We start from the raw sequence: 15,933 nt of genomic DNA on the forward strand, positions 1-15,933 counted from the left end.
TATCTACATACATTAAAATATTTTCTATAATTTTAGTTAAAAATAGTTAGTGACTTCATTTTGCAAAAAACAACTCATAATCCTATAAATTGAATAATTTATTATAATGAAAAGAGAATCTTTGCTCAACTATGTGTATCGCTTTTTTGATATCATTGTGCTTTCATTTATAGTATTCGATTTTGGTTACGATTTTGCAGAAAATTTCACCACGCCTCATGTTGCTGGTTTACTTATACTTTCCGTTTTATTATTGATTTTCAATGTGTTTAAATATTTTATATATAAACACAAAAACACTAAAAAAGTAGCCTTAGTTAACATTGTAATTATTTCTGCGCTACTAATTATTTCCATCATTATTTCTATTTCTCATTTTGGCTACGACTATCATTACATATTACAAAAAATTAAACCCATTCTTGAGGGCGGATTAATTCTGTATTTCCTTTTAAGGTTATTAGTTTTAGTAAGACATATTTACGATGTTTACTTTAACCCTGCTATTGTTTTTGTAGGCAGCTTTTTAATTTTGGCCTTGGCAGGTGCATTTTTACTCATGTTTCCTAGCGCAACACCTAACGGAATAAGTTTTGTGAATGCCTTATTCACCTCTACAAGCGCTGTATGCGTTACAGGTTTAGCGGTGGTAGACACAAGCAACGACTTTACATTGGTTGGGCAATCTATCATTTTAGTACTTGTGCAGCTGGGTGGTATTGGCATATTAACATTTACATCGTTCTTTGCCTTTTTCTTTCGAGGAAGCTCCTCGTTTAAAGAAGGCTTAAACACCAAAGATTTTCTGGCACATGAAGGTTTAAAAGACGTTTTTAGAGTCGCCTTAAATGTGGTGGTATTTACACTAGCTGTCGAAATTATTGGAGCCATTTTTATCTATTTTACAATTACCAATAATTTATCTATAGATAACAAAATATTTTTCTCGGTTTTCCACTCGATTTCGGCATTTTGTAATGCAGGATTTTCAATATTTTCAGCTGGTCTGTTCGATAATAGCATTCGCTTTAATTATATTTTCCAATGGATTATAATGATTCTAGTGGTTTTTGGTGGTCTTGGGCATCATATTATATTCAATTTTTACAAATACTTAAAAACATATGTTTTAGAATTCTTCAAACAAAAAAGAATTCATAAACGGGTTCCAATAGTAACGCTAAACTCAAAAATAGTAATCTACACAACCATAATTTTGCTTTTTGCTGGATGGATTTTCCTATTCATTTCAGAATACAACAATACCTTACTAGACCATAAAACCTTATTTGGAAAGCTCACCAATGCCGCCTTTGGCTCTGTTACCCCCAGAACCGCAGGATTTAATGTGATAGACTACTCGCAAATGACGGTTCCATCGTTACTTTTTGTTATTTTTTTAATGTGGGTTGGGGCATCGCCAGCATCAACCGGTGGTGGTATAAAAACCAGTACCTTTGCATTGGCAACTTTAAATATTTATACGATTGCACGAGGAAAAAGCAGAATAGAAATATTTGGAAGACGATTTTCGGCAGAATCAACATCGCGGGCGTTTGCTATTTTAAGCATTTCATTAATTGTTATTGGCATAGCAATTATGGCATTATTAATTTTTGAACCCAAAGATACGCCGTTGCTAAGTGTTGTTTTTGAGTGTTTTTCGGCTTTCAGTACTGTTGGTTTAAGCTTAAATTTTACGCCTACACTCACTGAAGCTAGTAAATATGTGCTCATTGCCGTAATGTTTATAGGAAGAATTGGGATGCTGAATTTAATGATTGGCTTAATGCGACAAATAAACCATCAGTTCTATGAACTGCCAAAAGAAAATATTTTGATTAACTAATTAATCACCATAAAATTGAAACAAGAATGTCTTAAATTTTGTCTCGCAACGAAACTGATTTATGAATATTTCAACCGACCATTAAAAAACAATAAATAGAAACAGATGAAAATAATTGTTTTCGGCCTTGGGAATTTCGGTATGTCTTTATCATTAAGTCTTACTGAAACTGGCAATGAAGTTATAGCTATTGATAAACAAATGGACAAAATTAATCTTGTGAAAGATAAAATTTCGCATGCCATTTGTATGGACTCAACTAACGAACTTGCTTACGAAGCAGTTCCTTTAAAAGATGCCGATAAAGTTATAGTGGCTATTGGTGAAAATGAAGGTGCTGCCATAATTACAACCGCTATTATTAAAAAATTATGTAATGCAAAAATTATAAGCAGGGCGTTATCGCCAATACATGACACCGTTTTAGAAGCTATGGGAATTCATAGCATTGTACACCCAGAACAAGATTCGGCCGACCGCCTTACCAAACAAATAAACTTTAAATCTACTTTAGAAAACTATCAGCTAGATCATAATTATACCATTTCGGAAGTTAGAGCTAAAAAAGATTTTTTTGGAAAAACATTACAAGAATTAGATTCCATCGATACATACCGTTTAACATTAATCACCATTATTCGTAATATTGAAAAAAAGAATTTAATGGGTAAAAAAACCATAATAAAAGAAACCATTGGTCGTACTTCCCCAGACACAGTCGTTTTAGACGGCGATATTTTAGTTGTTTTCGGTAATAATAAAGATATCGAAAAATATTGCATGGGCGAAGAAGAGTACGATTTAAGAAATAAAAATTTATAAAATGATTAAAAACGATTTATTTTTAAGAGCATTAAAAGGAGAAACAGTTAATCGTCCACCAGTTTGGATGATGCGTCAAGCAGGTCGCTACCTACCTGAATTTATAGCATTAAGAGATCAGTACGATTTTTTTACACGCTGCCAAACTCCAGAAATAGCCAGCGAAATTACCGTTCAGCCAATAAGACGTTACGGAATGGATGCCGCTATTTTATTCAGCGATATTTTGGTAATACCACAAGCCATGAATATCGAGGTGCAAATGAAACCAAATTTTGGTCCCTATTTACCAAACCCAATTCGCACTTCTAAAGATGTAGAAAATGTGATTGTGCCAGATGTTACCGTTGCGCTAGACTACGTTTATCAGGCCATAAAAGCCACTAAAGAATTATTAAACGATGAAATTCCGCTAATAGGTTTTGCAGGGTCGCCATGGACTATTTTGTGCTATTGCGTACAAGGTCAAGGCAGTAAAACCTTCGATAAAGCCAAAGAATTCTGTTTTACAAACCCCGTGGCAGCACACCTGTTATTGCAAAAAATTACCGATACCACTATTGCTTATCTAAAAGAAAAAGTAAAAGCAGGCTGTAACGCCGTTCAGATTTTCGATTCTTGGGGAGGCATGTTATCGCCAACCGATTATCAAGAATTTTCATGGCAATATATCAATCAAATTATCGAAGCCTTAAAAGACGATGCGCCTGTTATTGCGTTTGGTAAAGGCTGCTGGTTCGCACTTGGCGATATGGCAAAAAGTAATGCCTCGGCTTTGGGTATAGACTGGACATGTTCTGCTCGAAATGCACGTTATTTAACGGGCGGAAACATAACACTTCAAGGTAATTTCGATCCTGCTCGATTGTTATCACCTCCGGCCGAAATCAAGAAGATGGTAACCCAAATGATAAACGAATTTGGCAAAGATAAATACATTGTTAACCTAGGTCATGGTATTTTACCTAACATTCCTTTAGACAATGCCAAAGCCTTTGTAGATGCAGTAAAAGAGTATTCCCCTCTTTAATTCTCCCCCTAGGGGAGAAAACTGTTTCGGGTATCATGACAATCTAAAAGTTTAAAACTTTAAAGAAATATTAATTTAACCTAAAAACAAATCCCCTCTCCTTTGGAGAGGGCTAGTGAGAGGATTATGATTAAAAACATAGCCTTAGGAATCCAAGCATATTTTGGTGCTTTTAATTTAATTTCAAAATTAAAACTCTGGAAATATTTCGCTGTACCCATGCTTATAAGTTTTGTAATCGCCATCGTAATTGGTGTATCGGCTTATGTGCTTTCAGATAATATTGGTTTTTACATTTCGAAACTTTGGGTTTGGGAATGGGGAAAAGAAACCTTTACTACCATTGGTAACATACTTGGCGGCTTGTTTATTGTTCTTCTTGGTCTTATTCTTTACAAACACATCATTATGGCACTTTCAGCGCCATTTATGAGTCCGGTAAGCGAGAAGATCGAAATTCATTTGGTTGGCGAATCACGTTCACAAAGAATCACTTCTTTTACCGATCAACTTTTGCGAGGCATCAGAATAAATGTTAGAAATTTAGGCATGGAATTAGTACTAACCATTCCTATTTTACTTCTAGGATTTATCCCTATAATCGGTATATTTTCAACAGTTATACTTTTTTTAGTTCAAGCCTATTATGCTGGATTTGGGAATATGGATTATACTCTAGAGCGTCATTATAAATACAACGAAAGCATACAATTTGTGCGTAACCACCGCGGATTAGCAATTGGCAACGGCATCATATTCATGTTGTTTTTATTAATTCCGGTAATTGGTGCTATCTTGGTGTTACCACTTTCTACTACGGCGGCCTCTATTAATACAGTTAAAGCGATACAATTAAAACAGGTTAATGAAAGATAAATTTTTTAAATACATCCACGAACTTCAAGATACTATCACTTAAAATACGGCAGCCACAACAAGAATCATAAAACTATTAAGACCGCTTTATATACAACCTGCAAGGTCTCAAAGACCTTGTAGGTTTAAACTAAAAACAAAAAATGAAACTAGAAATACTTGAAACTGGGTATTATTATCACATCTACAACAGAGGGATTGATAGTCAGCCTATTTTCAAGAATGATGAAAACAAACAATATTTCCTTCAGCTAATTGAAAAATATTTATCAAACAAGGTTGATATTTTCGCTTTTTGTCTCATGGATAATCATTATCATTTGGCTGTACGCATCAATTGTAGTCAAGATCTAGCAACAAAAGCATTTTCAAATTTATTCAATGCATATGCCAAAGCATTTAATAAAAGATTCAACAGAACTGGTAGCTTATTTGAAAAACATTTTAAAAGAATTCGACTTAAAGATGAAAGTTATTTAAAGAATCTCATCGTTTATATTCATACCAATCCTTCGAATCACAAAATATTCGAGTTTGAAAATTACCCGTTTTCATCTTATTCGAAAATATTAAACGGCGAAAAATCTATTTCTCCTTTGAAAAACAATGAATCCTTAATATTGTTTGAAGACATAGAAAACTTTAAATTTGTTCATCAAAAAGTCAATGCTAAAGCAATCGAACAGCAAGGTCTCAAAGATTTTTTAAGTTTAAATAACTCAGACCGACAAGGTTCTAAAAACCTTGCAGGTCTAGAAAATACAAATACTACCGAGCCCTACCTGCAAGGTCTCAAAGAGCTTGTAGATTTAAAAGAACCATCCACAATGAAAGATAAATTTTTTAAATACATCCACGAACTTCAAGATACTATCACTTCAAAATTAGAAGCTGTAGATGGAAAAGCACAATTTAAAGAAGACATTTGGGAACGACCAGAAGGCGGTGGTGGTCGCACCCGCGTTATTGAAAATGGCGATGTATTTGAAAAAGGTGGCGTAAATATTTCTGGCGTTCACGGCAAATTACCAGACAGTATGCAAAAATACTTTGGCGTTGAGGATGCCGACTTTTTTGCCTGCGGACTAAGTTTGGTACTTCACCCTAAAAGCCCAATGGTTCCAACCGTTCATGCTAACTGGCGCTATTTTGAAATGTATGATGCAAACGGAACTATTGTAGACCAGTGGTTTGGTGGCGGACAAGATTTAACGCCCTATTACCTCTTTGAAGAAGATGCTATTCATTTTCATACAGTTTGCAAAACCGCTTGCGATAAGCATAACAGCGAATTTTACCAAACCTACAAGAAACGCTGCGACGAATATTTCTACAATGCGCACCGCAACGAAGGCCGAGGCATTGGCGGTCTGTTTTTCGATTACTGTAAAGCCACCGAAACCATGACAATGCAAAACTGGTATAATTTCGTAACCGAAGTAGGTAATAGCTTTCTGGAAGGCTACGTCCCTATTGTTGAAAAACGCAAAAATTTACCATTTTCAAAAGCACAAAGAGACTGGCAAGAAATTCGACGTGGGCGTTACGTAGAATTCAATTTAGTACACGATAAAGGCACTTTGTTCGGGTTAAAAACCAACGGGCGCATAGAGAGTATTTTAATGAGTTTACCACCACACGTGCAATGGGTTTACGACCATCAACCCGAACCAGGAAGTGAAGAAGAAAAATTGATAGAAGTATTAAAAAAACCTGTAGATTGGGTCTAAAAAAAACTCCTGCGAGGTTTCAAAAACCTTGTAGGTATAAAAATAATGAATTTGAATTGTTACTGCGGAAATACAAACCCTTATTCAGAATGTTGCGAAAAAATTCATCACGACATTCATTTAGCTATAACTGCAGAACAATTAATGCGTTCCAGATATAGTGCATTTGTAAAAGCAGATGGCGATTATTTAATGCAAAGTCATCATAGTTCAACACGACCCATTAAAGAAAAAAAGTCTATAGTCGCATGGGCTAAATCGGTACAATGGATTAAACTTGAAGTTTTAGAAACTTCAAAAGGAAAACCAACAGACACCGAGGGCACAGTAACATTTAATGCGTATTTTTACGAAAACGGAAACGTAGAAGTGATTCACGAAAAATCGGCTTTTATAAAAGAGAATAATCATTGGACCTATTTAGGGTTAAGTAAATAAAAAATAAAATGTACCCACTAAGAAGAAACAGACGATTAAGAACCAACGAAGCTATAAGAAGTTTAGTTAGAGAAACCATTATTACTCCAAACGACTTTTTAGTACCGCTTTTTGTGGTGGAAGGAAAAGGGATTAAAGACGAAATAGCGTCTATGCCAAATTACTTTCGCTATAGCTTAGATTTACTTGAAAATGAAGTAAAAGAACTTTGGAAGTTGGGCTTAAAATCGGTGTTACTGTTTGTAAAAGTACCAGATAATTTAAAAGACAATAAAGGCAAGGAAGCGTTAAACCCAAACGGATTGATGCAACGCGCCATTAAAACCGTAAAAAACGCGTGCCCAGATATGTTAGTTATGACCGATGTGGCACTCGACCCATACTCTATTTACGGACACGACGGTATTATTGAAAATGGGATGATAGTCAACGATAGCACCGGAAATTTTCTTGCTGAAATGAGCGTGTCGCATGCCAAAGCAGGTGCTAATTTTGTGGCACCAAGCGATATGATGGATGGCCGTATATTAACCATTCGCGAAGCTTTAGAAGACGAAGGGTTTATCAATACCGGCATCATGAGTTATTCGGCCAAATATGCCTCGGCGTTTTACGGGCCATTTCGTGATGCCCTAGAATCTGCACCCGTAGATATGGTTGATATTCCTAAAGACAAAAAAACCTATCAAATGGATTGTGCTAACCGTTTAGAAGCCATTAGAGAAACCGAAATGGATATTGACGAAGGCGCCGATATTGTTATGGTAAAACCAGGACTTTCTTATCTTGATATTCTAAGAGACATTAAAAATGAGGTTCATGTTCCTGTGGCTGTATACCAAGTTTCTGGCGAATATGCTATGATAAAAGCTGCTGCCGAAAAAGGATGGTTAAATCACGATCAAATAATGATGGAAACCACTACAGCTTTTAAACGTGCTGGAGCCGATTTAATTGCTAGCTATTTTGCTAAAGATATTGTGAAATTGATTTCGTAAATTCGCTTTAACTAAAATCATATTAATGAGTGCATTATTTATTTGGGCAACAGTATCTATTTTCTTTTCTTTTTTATGCTCTGTTATTGAAGCAGTTTTACTTAGCATTACGCCTACATTTATAAAAATTAAAAAACAAGAAGGAAAAATTTATGCCTTAAACTTAGAACGTTTAAAAAAGAATGTAGACGAGCCTTTAATTGCCATCCTAACACTTAACACCATTGCCCACACCGTTGGTGCGATGATGGTGGGTATAGAAGCCGAAAAATTACCATTCAAAATAGAGATTTTCGGCATTAACACAGTCGGTGTTATTTCGGCAATCATGACCTTTTTAATTTTAGTGGCTTCAGAAATCATACCAAAAACCATTGGTGCCGTTTATTGGGAAAAACTGGCAAATTTCACTTCCGTATCTTTATCGGTATTAATTTTTCCATTAAAATATACTGGTGTTTTATGGTTACTTCAATTAACCACAAAACTCATTGGAGGCAAAGGACATGGCAGTATTCTAAACCGTGAAAGCTTTATAGTAATGACAGATATGGCTCATGAAGAAGGCGTTTTTCAAGAAAATGAAAGCAAAATCATAAAGAATTTACTAACGTTTAAAGACATTTTTGCTAAAGATGTAATGACACCTCGAACGGTGATGCAAATTGAAAATCAAACCACTACTGTCGAAGATTTTTTTAATCGGAACATGAATCTTAGGTTTTCTAGAATTCCAATTTATTCAGATACACAAGACAATATTATAGGTTTAGTACTTAAAGACGAAATCTATAAAGAAATGGCGTTAGATAATGGCTCAAAAATGTTATCAGAATTAAAGCGTAACATTATTATTGTAGACAGGAATTTACCCATTCCAAAATTATTCGAACAATTAGTGGAAACAAGAAACCACATGGCTTTAGTGGTCGATAAATACGGCTCTGTAAGTGGCTTGGTTACCATGGAAGATGTTATTGAAACTTTGTTAGGTTTAGAAATTATGGATGAAAGTGATAACGTTTCAGACCTTCAATTATCGGCCAGAAAAAGTTGGGAAGCACGTGCAAAAAAATTAGGCATTTTAGACGACGACACCGACAATCAGGAAAAATAAATGGAAACCTGCATCATCAAATCGCCTTTAGGTTTTACCAAAATAGTTGGTGATGAAGATGGTGTTGCTTCGGTAATTGTGCTAAATAAAATAGAACTCTCAGAAGGAGAATCAAATAGTTTGTCTTTCCCGCGAACGTGGGAATCTGAAGAAAAAATTACAGATATCATCCCCGATGTATTAGAAGATTGCGTTATTCAGCTTAACGAATATTTTGAAGGCACTCGCACACAATTCGACCTTAAATTAAATCCTGAAGGTACCGATTTTCAAAAGAAAGTGTGGAAACAGCTGGAACAAATTCCTTATGGAAAAACCATTTCCTATTTAGAGTTATCAAAACAATTGGGCGATGTAAAAGCAATTCGTGCGGTTGCCAATGCCAATGGTAAAAATCCGCTGTGGATAATCGTTCCGTGTCACAGAGTTATAGGAACCGATGGTAGTTTAACTGGCTATGCTGGTGGTTTACACAGAAAACAGTGGCTCTTGGAACATGAAAGTCCGTTTAAGCAAACCTCACTCTTTTAGTTTGTTTGCAAATAGTTAAAATATATCAAATTTTTCCTATATTTAATTCAACTAAACGCACACAAATGAAATTCTTAAAAAAGCTCCTTAAATGGATCGTTATTATTTTCGGTTTAATCATTATTGCTCTTTATGTTACAGATACCGATTACTTAATTAAAGCTGTAAGAACCATTTATCTTAAAGGCTATTCTACGGCTTATTTAGACGATTATAAAGAATTCGATAACCAAGAAGTAAAAAATGGAACACCTCAACCATGGCCACATCACAAAGATTACAATTCGGTTACAGAAACTACCGCGCTAAATACCATCAATACATCAAACGGCACTATTGCCTATGTAATTATTAAAAACGATAGTATTTGGTTCGAAAACTACTACGGTGGTTATGATGAAAACTCTAAAACCAATTCGTTCTCTATGGCGAAAAGTTATGTTTCGGGTTTGATGTTTAAAGCTATTGAAGAAGGTTATATTAAAAGTTTAGACCAACCCGTTAGCGATTTTTTACCAAGCTTTAATACGGGACTGGCGGCTAAAATGACTGTGGGCGATTTATCGAGTATGTGCTCTGGAACCACCTGGGATGAAAAATATTATTCGCCATTATCTATTGTGACGCGTGCCTATTTTGATGACGATTTAGAAAAAGTAATGCTGGGTTTAAAAGTTGAAGAAGAGCCAGGACAAACATTTAAATATTCTAGTGGCGATACCCAAATGCTTGCCATGGTAATAGAAAAAGCAACTGGTAAAAAACTATACAAATACCTAGAAGAAAGCTTCTGGAAACCTTTAGGCTGTGAAAATGAAACCTTATGGCAAGTAGATAGCGAAGGTCACGATTTAGTAAAAGCCTATTGCTGTATTGCCAGTAATGCCAAAGATTTTGCGCGTTTTGGAAAACTTTACAAAGACCACGGAAAATGGAATGGCAAACAAATTATTGACTCGGCTTTTGTAGCAAAATCGATTACACCCCGATTTAAAGAAAGTCCGCAATACGGATACGGTTGGTGGTTAAAAGAGCATAACGGGAGACAGTTTTTTATGATGCGTGGTCATTTAGGGCAATATGTAATTGTTGATCCGAATGAGAATATCATCATTGTGCGCTTAGGACATTCAAAAGGAAATAACAAAGAAGTAGGTTCCTTCACACAAGACATTTCTGTTTATATTGATGAAGCCTACAAAATGCTTGGAAAATGATTTCGAAATTAAACCTCGAAAATATTCTTTTTTTAGATATTGAAACTGTACCAGAGGTTCAGCATTTTTCTGATTTGGATGAAACCAAACAAGCCTTATGGGAACACAAATCGAAATACCAAAGAAAGGACGACGAAAGCGCAGAAGAGTTTTATGAACGTGCAGGTATTTGGGCCGAATTTGGAAAAATAGTATGTATTTCTGTTGGGTATTTTACGTTTCGAGGGGATATTAGAAACTTTAGAGTCACCTCTTTTTATGGCGAAGAAGTTAAAATTCTGAAAGATTTTAAAAACTTATTGATTTCTCATTTTAGTGAAAATAAACATTTGCTTTGTGCGCACAATGGAAAAGAATTCGACTTTCCATACATTGCCCGACGCATGATTATTAACAATATTGAATTACCTTATAAGTTAAACCTTTTCGGAAAAAAACCTTGGGAAGTTCCACATTTAGATACTTTAGAATTGTGGAAATTTGGCGATTATAAAACATATACTTCTTTAAAATTACTCACCAATGTTTTAGGGATTCCGTCGCCAAAAGATGATATTGACGGTAGCGAAGTATATCGGGTTTATTATGAAGACAATGAAATAGACCGCATTATTATTTACTGCGAAAAAGACACCATTGCCGTGGCGCAAATATTTTTAAGATTGCGTGGTGACGAGCTTTTAACCGACGACGAAATTATTCATATATAAAAAAAACAGCTTGAGTATACCCAAGCTGTTTTTCGTTTTAGTTTTGCTTTTTTTATAAATTGAATTTATACCCTACAGCAATCTGATTATAATCAAAGAAATTACGCGTAGTAAAATCTACAAACAATTTCCCATTTAATAGATTTGTATCAGCTCCTATAATTAGGTTTGCATTAACTTTCGCATTCCCTTCTATATTTATAAATCCTATACCAGCACCAGCATAAGGTTTAACAACCGAATTGTTGATGTTAAATGGTAAAATTCCATTGCCGGAAAGTCCGAAAGAAACCGGATTTGATACAGCAAAAAATACTTCGGGAACAAATAATATTTTAGAGGTTTCATTTCCAAAATAAACTCGAACCCCACCTACTGGCATCGTATCGTTTCCAAACATAATACCTGCAAAGGCCGAAACATCGCGATAAGTAAGTTTAGATACATCACGTATAGCATCATCTTCACGAAGATTTCCTGTGGATAACGAATCAGCATTTTTCTCCATCTCTAGTAATTCGCCTTTCGCTTCAATTGGCGCTATAATAACATTATCCGCTTTGTTTTCAGATGGTAATTTTTCAATTTTCTCGGTATTACTTTCAATTTTTCTATCCAACTCATCTAATTTATTTAAAATTAGTTGAGACATGTTATCACTAGGATATCTTTCTACTGAAGGTTGTACTTCACCAGCCTTTAAATTGTATTTTAAAGTGTTAGTGTTAGTTTGCAAAATCATTTTTTCTAAATCTTCAACACGCTGTCTTAAAAATTGAATTTGCTCATCTTTCTTATCTTGCGGTTGATATTTTAAATCTGTTGGTGCCGATTGATTATATTCCACCTGATTTAAGATGCGTTGTATTAACATTTCAAATTCTAAGGGCGTCATTTGCACCAAAGGTTCCTGTTCTACTACTTGTTGTTTTTTAACTACCGCAACCGGACCTAAGTTATCGGCTCCTGCAATTTTCTTTTCCGCTTCTACTTGCTTCACAACGGCAACCTGCTTCTCAGCAACTACCTGTTTTTCTGTAGCTTGTTTATTAGATTCCACAGATTTTTTAGTCGCTGCAACCTGTACTGCTTCAACTTCTTTAAGTGCTTCGGTGGTTGCTTTTTTGTCTTCTAAAATTTCAACCGCTTTCTCGATATCATTATTGGCTTTCGCCTCTTTTAAATCGGTCTCTAAACGTGCAATTTTGGTCTTATATTCAGCTTTAAGATTCGAAATTTTAGCATCGTTAGCCAGCTGTTGCTCGTAAAGCACGGTATTTAAATTTTCGTTATAAACATTTCTAGGAGATTCTGCCTTTTTACCTAATACCATTTTCAATCCGAAATCATACATCATATGAGTTTGAATTTGATCTGGTGTTTGAAGATCTTCTTCGTTGGTGTTTGATGTTAATAAAGCTTTAATACTGCCATAGGCCATAACGCCTTTAACTAACGGCACATTTAAACCTACACCGCCCGATGCAAAATAACTTCCGCTAACCACATTGCCGTTTTTGCCTAAATAATCGCTAGAGGTGTTTAAATAACCACCACCTAAGGATATAAATGGCACCACGCCGTTTGGCTGATTTAATCGTGCTCTAAACTCACCGCCATACATATTCAGATCCTCAAAATCGGTAGAGATTTCCTCGTTTTTTGTAGCCTGATAATAAAATCCTCTTACCCCGATATAATCGGTAAAGTCGAAACCAAGATAACCACCCAACATCCACGCATCTCTAAAATTAGAGTTGTCGTCGAATTTTATGTTAGCCAAACCTGGTTCTAAGACCAAGCGAATACCGCTAAATCCACTAGAAAAACTTTTTAAATATGCTCTATCCAGTTCTGTCAAGGTACCCGGTTCACGTCCGCCTAAGTAAAATTGTAACGACGCCATAGCAGACCAGTTACTTAATTGCTCATCTGTAAAATCTGCATCGGTAACACTAAACGTCGTTTTATCGACATCGGTAAGTAAACGCGACCCCGCATTAAAATTATATACGGTGTTTTTAGCTTCTATGGCAAAAACGGTGCGTTTTCCAATATTAAATTTAGCCCCTAAACCAACCGAAGCAAATATTTGCTCATGCTTATCCTGAGATTCTAACTGAATATTTTGAACCCCAGAACCTAAAGTAAAATAGGGATTCAACATGCTTTTAGTCCCGAAATTCGCTTTAAATTCACCACCAATTCTTGTTAATTTCACATCTCGTGAGGTGAACAAATCGCTTGAATAATTGGCTAAACCAAAATCTGAAAAATCGGTTTTTAAATCTAAGGCCTGCATATAAGTGGCACGCAACTCAATGTATTCTCCAAAGCCAAAACCAACTTTTCCTCCTAATAACAAACCATCTTCTAATCCAGCATAATCATCCCAAAATGTATACTCTAATGCAGGTGAAAAAGTTACACTGATGTCTTTTACTTGCGCCGAAACTTTTAGACAAGCAAGTAAAAGAACCAAAATCATTATTTTTAATTTTTTCATTTGTAACCATATTAAATTATCTTAAAATACTTGTAATTCACTTTTTGTCAACTACATCGCTTTTTGGTTTCACCTCCGCTTGTGTACTTGCTTGTGTACTGGCAGATTTAAGCTTATTTTGAAGTGCGTTTATAACCGTGTCTTTTTCCAAACCTAAAATGGTATTTTGAAGTTCTGAAATTTTTACTTCCCTTTTAAGATCTTTCATTCCGTCCAGAACCGCAAAAGCTATTAATGCCAGCAACCCTATAACTTGTAAAAGAATTAATGGAGGCATATTAAACACGCCAAACCCTAAATCAATGTTAATGGAAGACGAAAACAAATTCCAATTTAGAATTAATAAAAAGACATTAATCGCTAAATAAATGTATACAATAATGTATCTCATGTCGTTTTATTTTTCTAGTTTCTTTAATTCCTTTTCAACGCCTATTAATAGCTTTTCGTTGGCCTTATATTCTAATACCAAATTGCTTACCGCTTTAGTATTTAAAAAAGTTCTATGTAACGATTCGTTTTTTAAATAATGCTGAAGGGTAATTTCTCCAAATTTTGAAGTTAAATTAGCTTGAGCGTCTTCAATTCTATTCTTTTCCTTAAGTAAAGATTGTTTATCTGTAAATTGATGAATCTTCTCATTGGCTTCCTCAACCAATTCTGAGCCCGCTACGTATGCTTTAGCAGTAGTTTCTTTAACTTTCTCTGTTACAAAAGTTGCGCCTTCAGCTACATTTTCGGTAACATCTTCTAATTTTTCTGCAACATTTTCTAGCAACGTTTTAAAGAATCCCTTTTTTTGTTTGGGTGTTTCTACAATTTTTTCAACGGGTTTACTAGCTGTTTTTTTCTTTGCGGCTGTCGCTTTTGATGCCGTTTTTTTGGCAGCAGTTGCTTTAGTTGAAGCTTTTTTAGTAGCCGTTTTTTTGGTAGTCGCAGGTTTTTTAACTTCTGCTTTATTTTCTATAGGTGTTTTAGTTGTTGCCATTTTTCTTATTTTTTAATGTTTTTAGTTTTTCTTCTTTTTCCAACAAAATAAAAGAATACCATAATTGCTCCTAGTACCAGTACTACAATTAAAGCAAACGATGTTTTTCCTGATTTTTCTCCTGTGTCTGAACTCTCAGCTGCTTCTGCACCATCACCATTGTTTAAATCTACCGCTGGGGTGTTTAAATTAGATAGTTTGGATGCTAATAATTTATAATCTGTATCTAAATTTGAAGCTTCATTTAACAGCATGTTTAAATTTTCATTCACTTTAGCTAATTGTGCTTCTAATCTATTTTTTTCATCAGCATTGTATTCGCTTAAAATAAGTTGCGTGTCATAATTGTTTCTGATTTTTTTACTCAATTCATCTCTTTGACCAGTGATTCTAATCATTTGCTCTTCGGCATCAGCCACATTTCTATTAATGTTTTTAACAACATCATTTTGAATTAGCATACTAGAATTAATTCCGCTTAAAAGAGAATCAACTACTTTAAATGCAGCTGGTGGTGCGCCTTTATCGTAAAGCGCTTTCTTTTGCTCTAAGTAAACCCCTTTTTCTTCATTTAAAATGTCAATCTTTTTAGTAGCTAAAGCCACTTCTTTCTTTTGTAATGCTATTTGTTCCTGCAAATTTTCTTTTTGACCTTTTAACTGATCTAATTTACTGTTTACGCCTGCGATACCAGGATTTAATTTTTTGTCGTTTATTGCTTTAACCGACGTTTCTAACTGGGTTAATAGCGCTTGTAACGAGTCTCTTTGCTTAGAAACCATATTAACAAGTTTTGTTTTACTGTCTTTTTCTGCTCCTAGCAAGTTTAATTTCGAGCTAAAGAAATTAATGGAATCTTTGCTTTTTTCGGCAGTTACTAAATTAGTGCTGGTTTGCGTTGCTTCGTTTGTGAACGATTGATCTGCTTTTTTATCTCCGGAAGTACAACTTACAATTGATAGTAGGAGAATGCTTAATGTAATTAGTTTTGTTTTCATATAATGGATAATTAATTGTTTAATAGCTTACTCTATATATTTGGACTGAAACTTTTAAAAAAAGTCACACATCATAAAAAAAGTGACTAAATTTAATTTCCTAAGTCTTAAGTATATAGTCTC

General features: G+C 34.8%; 15 protein-coding genes and 1 pseudogene. 12 read left to right on the plus strand and 4 right to left on the minus strand.

Going from position 1 to position 15,933, the window contains the following annotated elements; translation table 11 throughout:
* Positions 1-106 precede the first annotated feature (106 nt).
* The 12 genes and pseudogenes from ACFQ0I_RS02625 to ACFQ0I_RS02680 all read left to right on the plus strand — a co-directional run bounded on the left by ACFQ0I_RS02625 (position 107) and on the right by ACFQ0I_RS02680 (position 11,318).
* The gene (locus ACFQ0I_RS02625) at positions 107-1,849 is read left to right on the plus strand and encodes a TrkH family potassium uptake protein (protein ID WP_379939081.1); all 1,743 of its coding nucleotides are present in this window, start codon (positions 107-109) and stop codon (positions 1,847-1,849) included.
* 105 nt (positions 1,850-1,954) lie between these two features.
* Positions 1,955-2,671, plus strand: a complete 717-nt coding sequence (locus ACFQ0I_RS02630) for a potassium channel family protein (protein WP_379939083.1) — start codon at positions 1,955-1,957, stop codon at positions 2,669-2,671.
* Between the two features lies 1 nt (position 2,672).
* The gene (gene hemE / locus ACFQ0I_RS02635; RefSeq protein ID WP_379939085.1) at positions 2,673-3,701 is read left to right on the plus strand and encodes a uroporphyrinogen decarboxylase; all 1,029 of its coding nucleotides are present in this window, start codon (positions 2,673-2,675) and stop codon (positions 3,699-3,701) included.
* Positions 3,702-3,827: 126 nt separating this feature from the next.
* Positions 3,828-4,577, plus strand: coding sequence for an EI24 domain-containing protein (locus ACFQ0I_RS02640; protein ID WP_379939087.1), 750 nt, complete (start codon positions 3,828-3,830; stop codon positions 4,575-4,577).
* Positions 4,578-4,720: 143 nt separating this feature from the next.
* Positions 4,721-5,071, plus strand: a pseudogene (locus ACFQ0I_RS02645) (transposase); the annotation flags it as partial.
* A gap of 333 nt (positions 5,072-5,404) precedes the next feature.
* On the plus strand, positions 5,405-6,307 hold the full coding sequence (gene hemF, locus ACFQ0I_RS02650) for an oxygen-dependent coproporphyrinogen oxidase (protein WP_379939946.1): 903 nt from the start codon (positions 5,405-5,407) through the stop codon (positions 6,305-6,307).
* Between the two features lie 45 nt (positions 6,308-6,352).
* Positions 6,353-6,745 carry a YchJ family protein gene (locus ACFQ0I_RS02655; protein WP_379939089.1) on the plus strand — a complete coding sequence of 131 codons (393 nt, stop codon included), beginning with the start codon at positions 6,353-6,355 and terminating at the stop codon, positions 6,743-6,745.
* 8 nt (positions 6,746-6,753) lie between these two features.
* Positions 6,754-7,743, plus strand: a complete 990-nt coding sequence (gene hemB, locus ACFQ0I_RS02660) for a porphobilinogen synthase (protein ID WP_379939091.1) — start codon at positions 6,754-6,756, stop codon at positions 7,741-7,743.
* Positions 7,744-7,768: 25 nt separating this feature from the next.
* Complete coding sequence (locus ACFQ0I_RS02665) at positions 7,769-8,860, plus strand: CNNM domain-containing protein (protein ID WP_379939093.1); 1,092 nt, start codon at positions 7,769-7,771, stop codon at positions 8,858-8,860.
* The gene (locus tag ACFQ0I_RS02670; RefSeq protein ID WP_379939095.1) at positions 8,861-9,391 is read left to right on the plus strand and encodes a methylated-DNA--[protein]-cysteine S-methyltransferase; all 531 of its coding nucleotides are present in this window, start codon (positions 8,861-8,863) and stop codon (positions 9,389-9,391) included.
* A gap of 65 nt (positions 9,392-9,456) precedes the next feature.
* Positions 9,457-10,608 carry a serine hydrolase domain-containing protein gene (locus ACFQ0I_RS02675; RefSeq protein ID WP_379939097.1) on the plus strand — a complete coding sequence of 384 codons (1,152 nt, stop codon included), beginning with the start codon at positions 9,457-9,459 and terminating at the stop codon, positions 10,606-10,608.
* A complete protein-coding gene (locus tag ACFQ0I_RS02680; RefSeq protein ID WP_379939099.1) occupies positions 10,605-11,318 on the plus strand; it encodes a 3'-5' exonuclease in 714 nt (237 codons plus the stop codon). Before ACFQ0I_RS02675 ends, ACFQ0I_RS02680 begins: the two co-directional genes overlap by 4 nt.
* A gap of 52 nt (positions 11,319-11,370) precedes the next feature.
* Here the strand turns inward: ACFQ0I_RS02680 and ACFQ0I_RS02685 are convergent, their stop codons facing one another.
* Genes ACFQ0I_RS02685 through ACFQ0I_RS02700 form a run of 4 tightly spaced genes read right to left on the minus strand, consistent with a single transcriptional unit; the run spans position 11,371 to position 15,810 of the window.
* Positions 11,371-13,824: an outer membrane beta-barrel protein gene (locus ACFQ0I_RS02685; protein WP_379939101.1), complete on the minus strand. Its 2,454-nt coding sequence runs from the start codon at positions 13,822-13,824 to the stop codon at positions 11,371-11,373.
* Positions 13,825-13,861: 37 nt separating this feature from the next.
* A complete protein-coding gene (locus ACFQ0I_RS02690) occupies positions 13,862-14,215 on the minus strand; it encodes a hypothetical protein (RefSeq protein WP_379939103.1) in 354 nt (117 codons plus the stop codon).
* Between the two features lie 6 nt (positions 14,216-14,221).
* The gene (locus ACFQ0I_RS02695) at positions 14,222-14,812 is read right to left on the minus strand and encodes a hypothetical protein (protein WP_379939105.1); all 591 of its coding nucleotides are present in this window, start codon (positions 14,810-14,812) and stop codon (positions 14,222-14,224) included.
* 5 nt (positions 14,813-14,817) lie between these two features.
* Positions 14,818-15,810 (minus strand): hypothetical protein, encoded by a 993-nt coding sequence (locus ACFQ0I_RS02700; protein WP_379939107.1) that lies wholly within the window; start codon positions 15,808-15,810, stop codon positions 14,818-14,820.
* Positions 15,811-15,933 lie beyond the last annotated feature (123 nt).

Source organism: Mariniflexile aquimaris (assembly GCF_042676825.1).
GTDB classification, from domain to species: domain Bacteria; phylum Bacteroidota; class Bacteroidia; order Flavobacteriales; family Flavobacteriaceae; genus Mariniflexile; species Mariniflexile aquimaris.

Coding starts and splice junctions, on each gene's coding strand:
- ACFQ0I_RS02625 (WP_379939081.1), top strand. CDS start 107: ATGAAAAGAGAATCTTTGCTCAACTATGTGTATCGCTTTTTTGATATC.
- ACFQ0I_RS02630 (WP_379939083.1), top strand. CDS start 1,955: ATGAAAATAATTGTTTTCGGCCTTGGGAATTTCGGTATGTCTTTATCA.
- hemE (WP_379939085.1), top strand. CDS start 2,673: ATGATTAAAAACGATTTATTTTTAAGAGCATTAAAAGGAGAAACAGTT.
- ACFQ0I_RS02640 (WP_379939087.1), top strand. CDS start 3,828: ATGATTAAAAACATAGCCTTAGGAATCCAAGCATATTTTGGTGCTTTT.
- hemF (WP_379939946.1), top strand. CDS start 5,405: ATGAAAGATAAATTTTTTAAATACATCCACGAACTTCAAGATACTATC.
- ACFQ0I_RS02655 (WP_379939089.1), top strand. CDS start 6,353: ATGAATTTGAATTGTTACTGCGGAAATACAAACCCTTATTCAGAATGT.
- hemB (WP_379939091.1), top strand. CDS start 6,754: ATGTACCCACTAAGAAGAAACAGACGATTAAGAACCAACGAAGCTATA.
- ACFQ0I_RS02665 (WP_379939093.1), top strand. CDS start 7,769: ATGAGTGCATTATTTATTTGGGCAACAGTATCTATTTTCTTTTCTTTT.
- ACFQ0I_RS02670 (WP_379939095.1), top strand. CDS start 8,861: ATGGAAACCTGCATCATCAAATCGCCTTTAGGTTTTACCAAAATAGTT.
- ACFQ0I_RS02675 (WP_379939097.1), top strand. CDS start 9,457: ATGAAATTCTTAAAAAAGCTCCTTAAATGGATCGTTATTATTTTCGGT.
- ACFQ0I_RS02680 (WP_379939099.1), top strand. CDS start 10,605: ATGATTTCGAAATTAAACCTCGAAAATATTCTTTTTTTAGATATTGAA.
- ACFQ0I_RS02685 (WP_379939101.1), bottom strand. CDS start 13,824: ATGAAAAAATTAAAAATAATGATTTTGGTTCTTTTACTTGCTTGTCTA.
- ACFQ0I_RS02690 (WP_379939103.1), bottom strand. CDS start 14,215: ATGAGATACATTATTGTATACATTTATTTAGCGATTAATGTCTTTTTA.
- ACFQ0I_RS02695 (WP_379939105.1), bottom strand. CDS start 14,812: ATGGCAACAACTAAAACACCTATAGAAAATAAAGCAGAAGTTAAAAAA.
- ACFQ0I_RS02700 (WP_379939107.1), bottom strand. CDS start 15,810: ATGAAAACAAAACTAATTACATTAAGCATTCTCCTACTATCAATTGTA.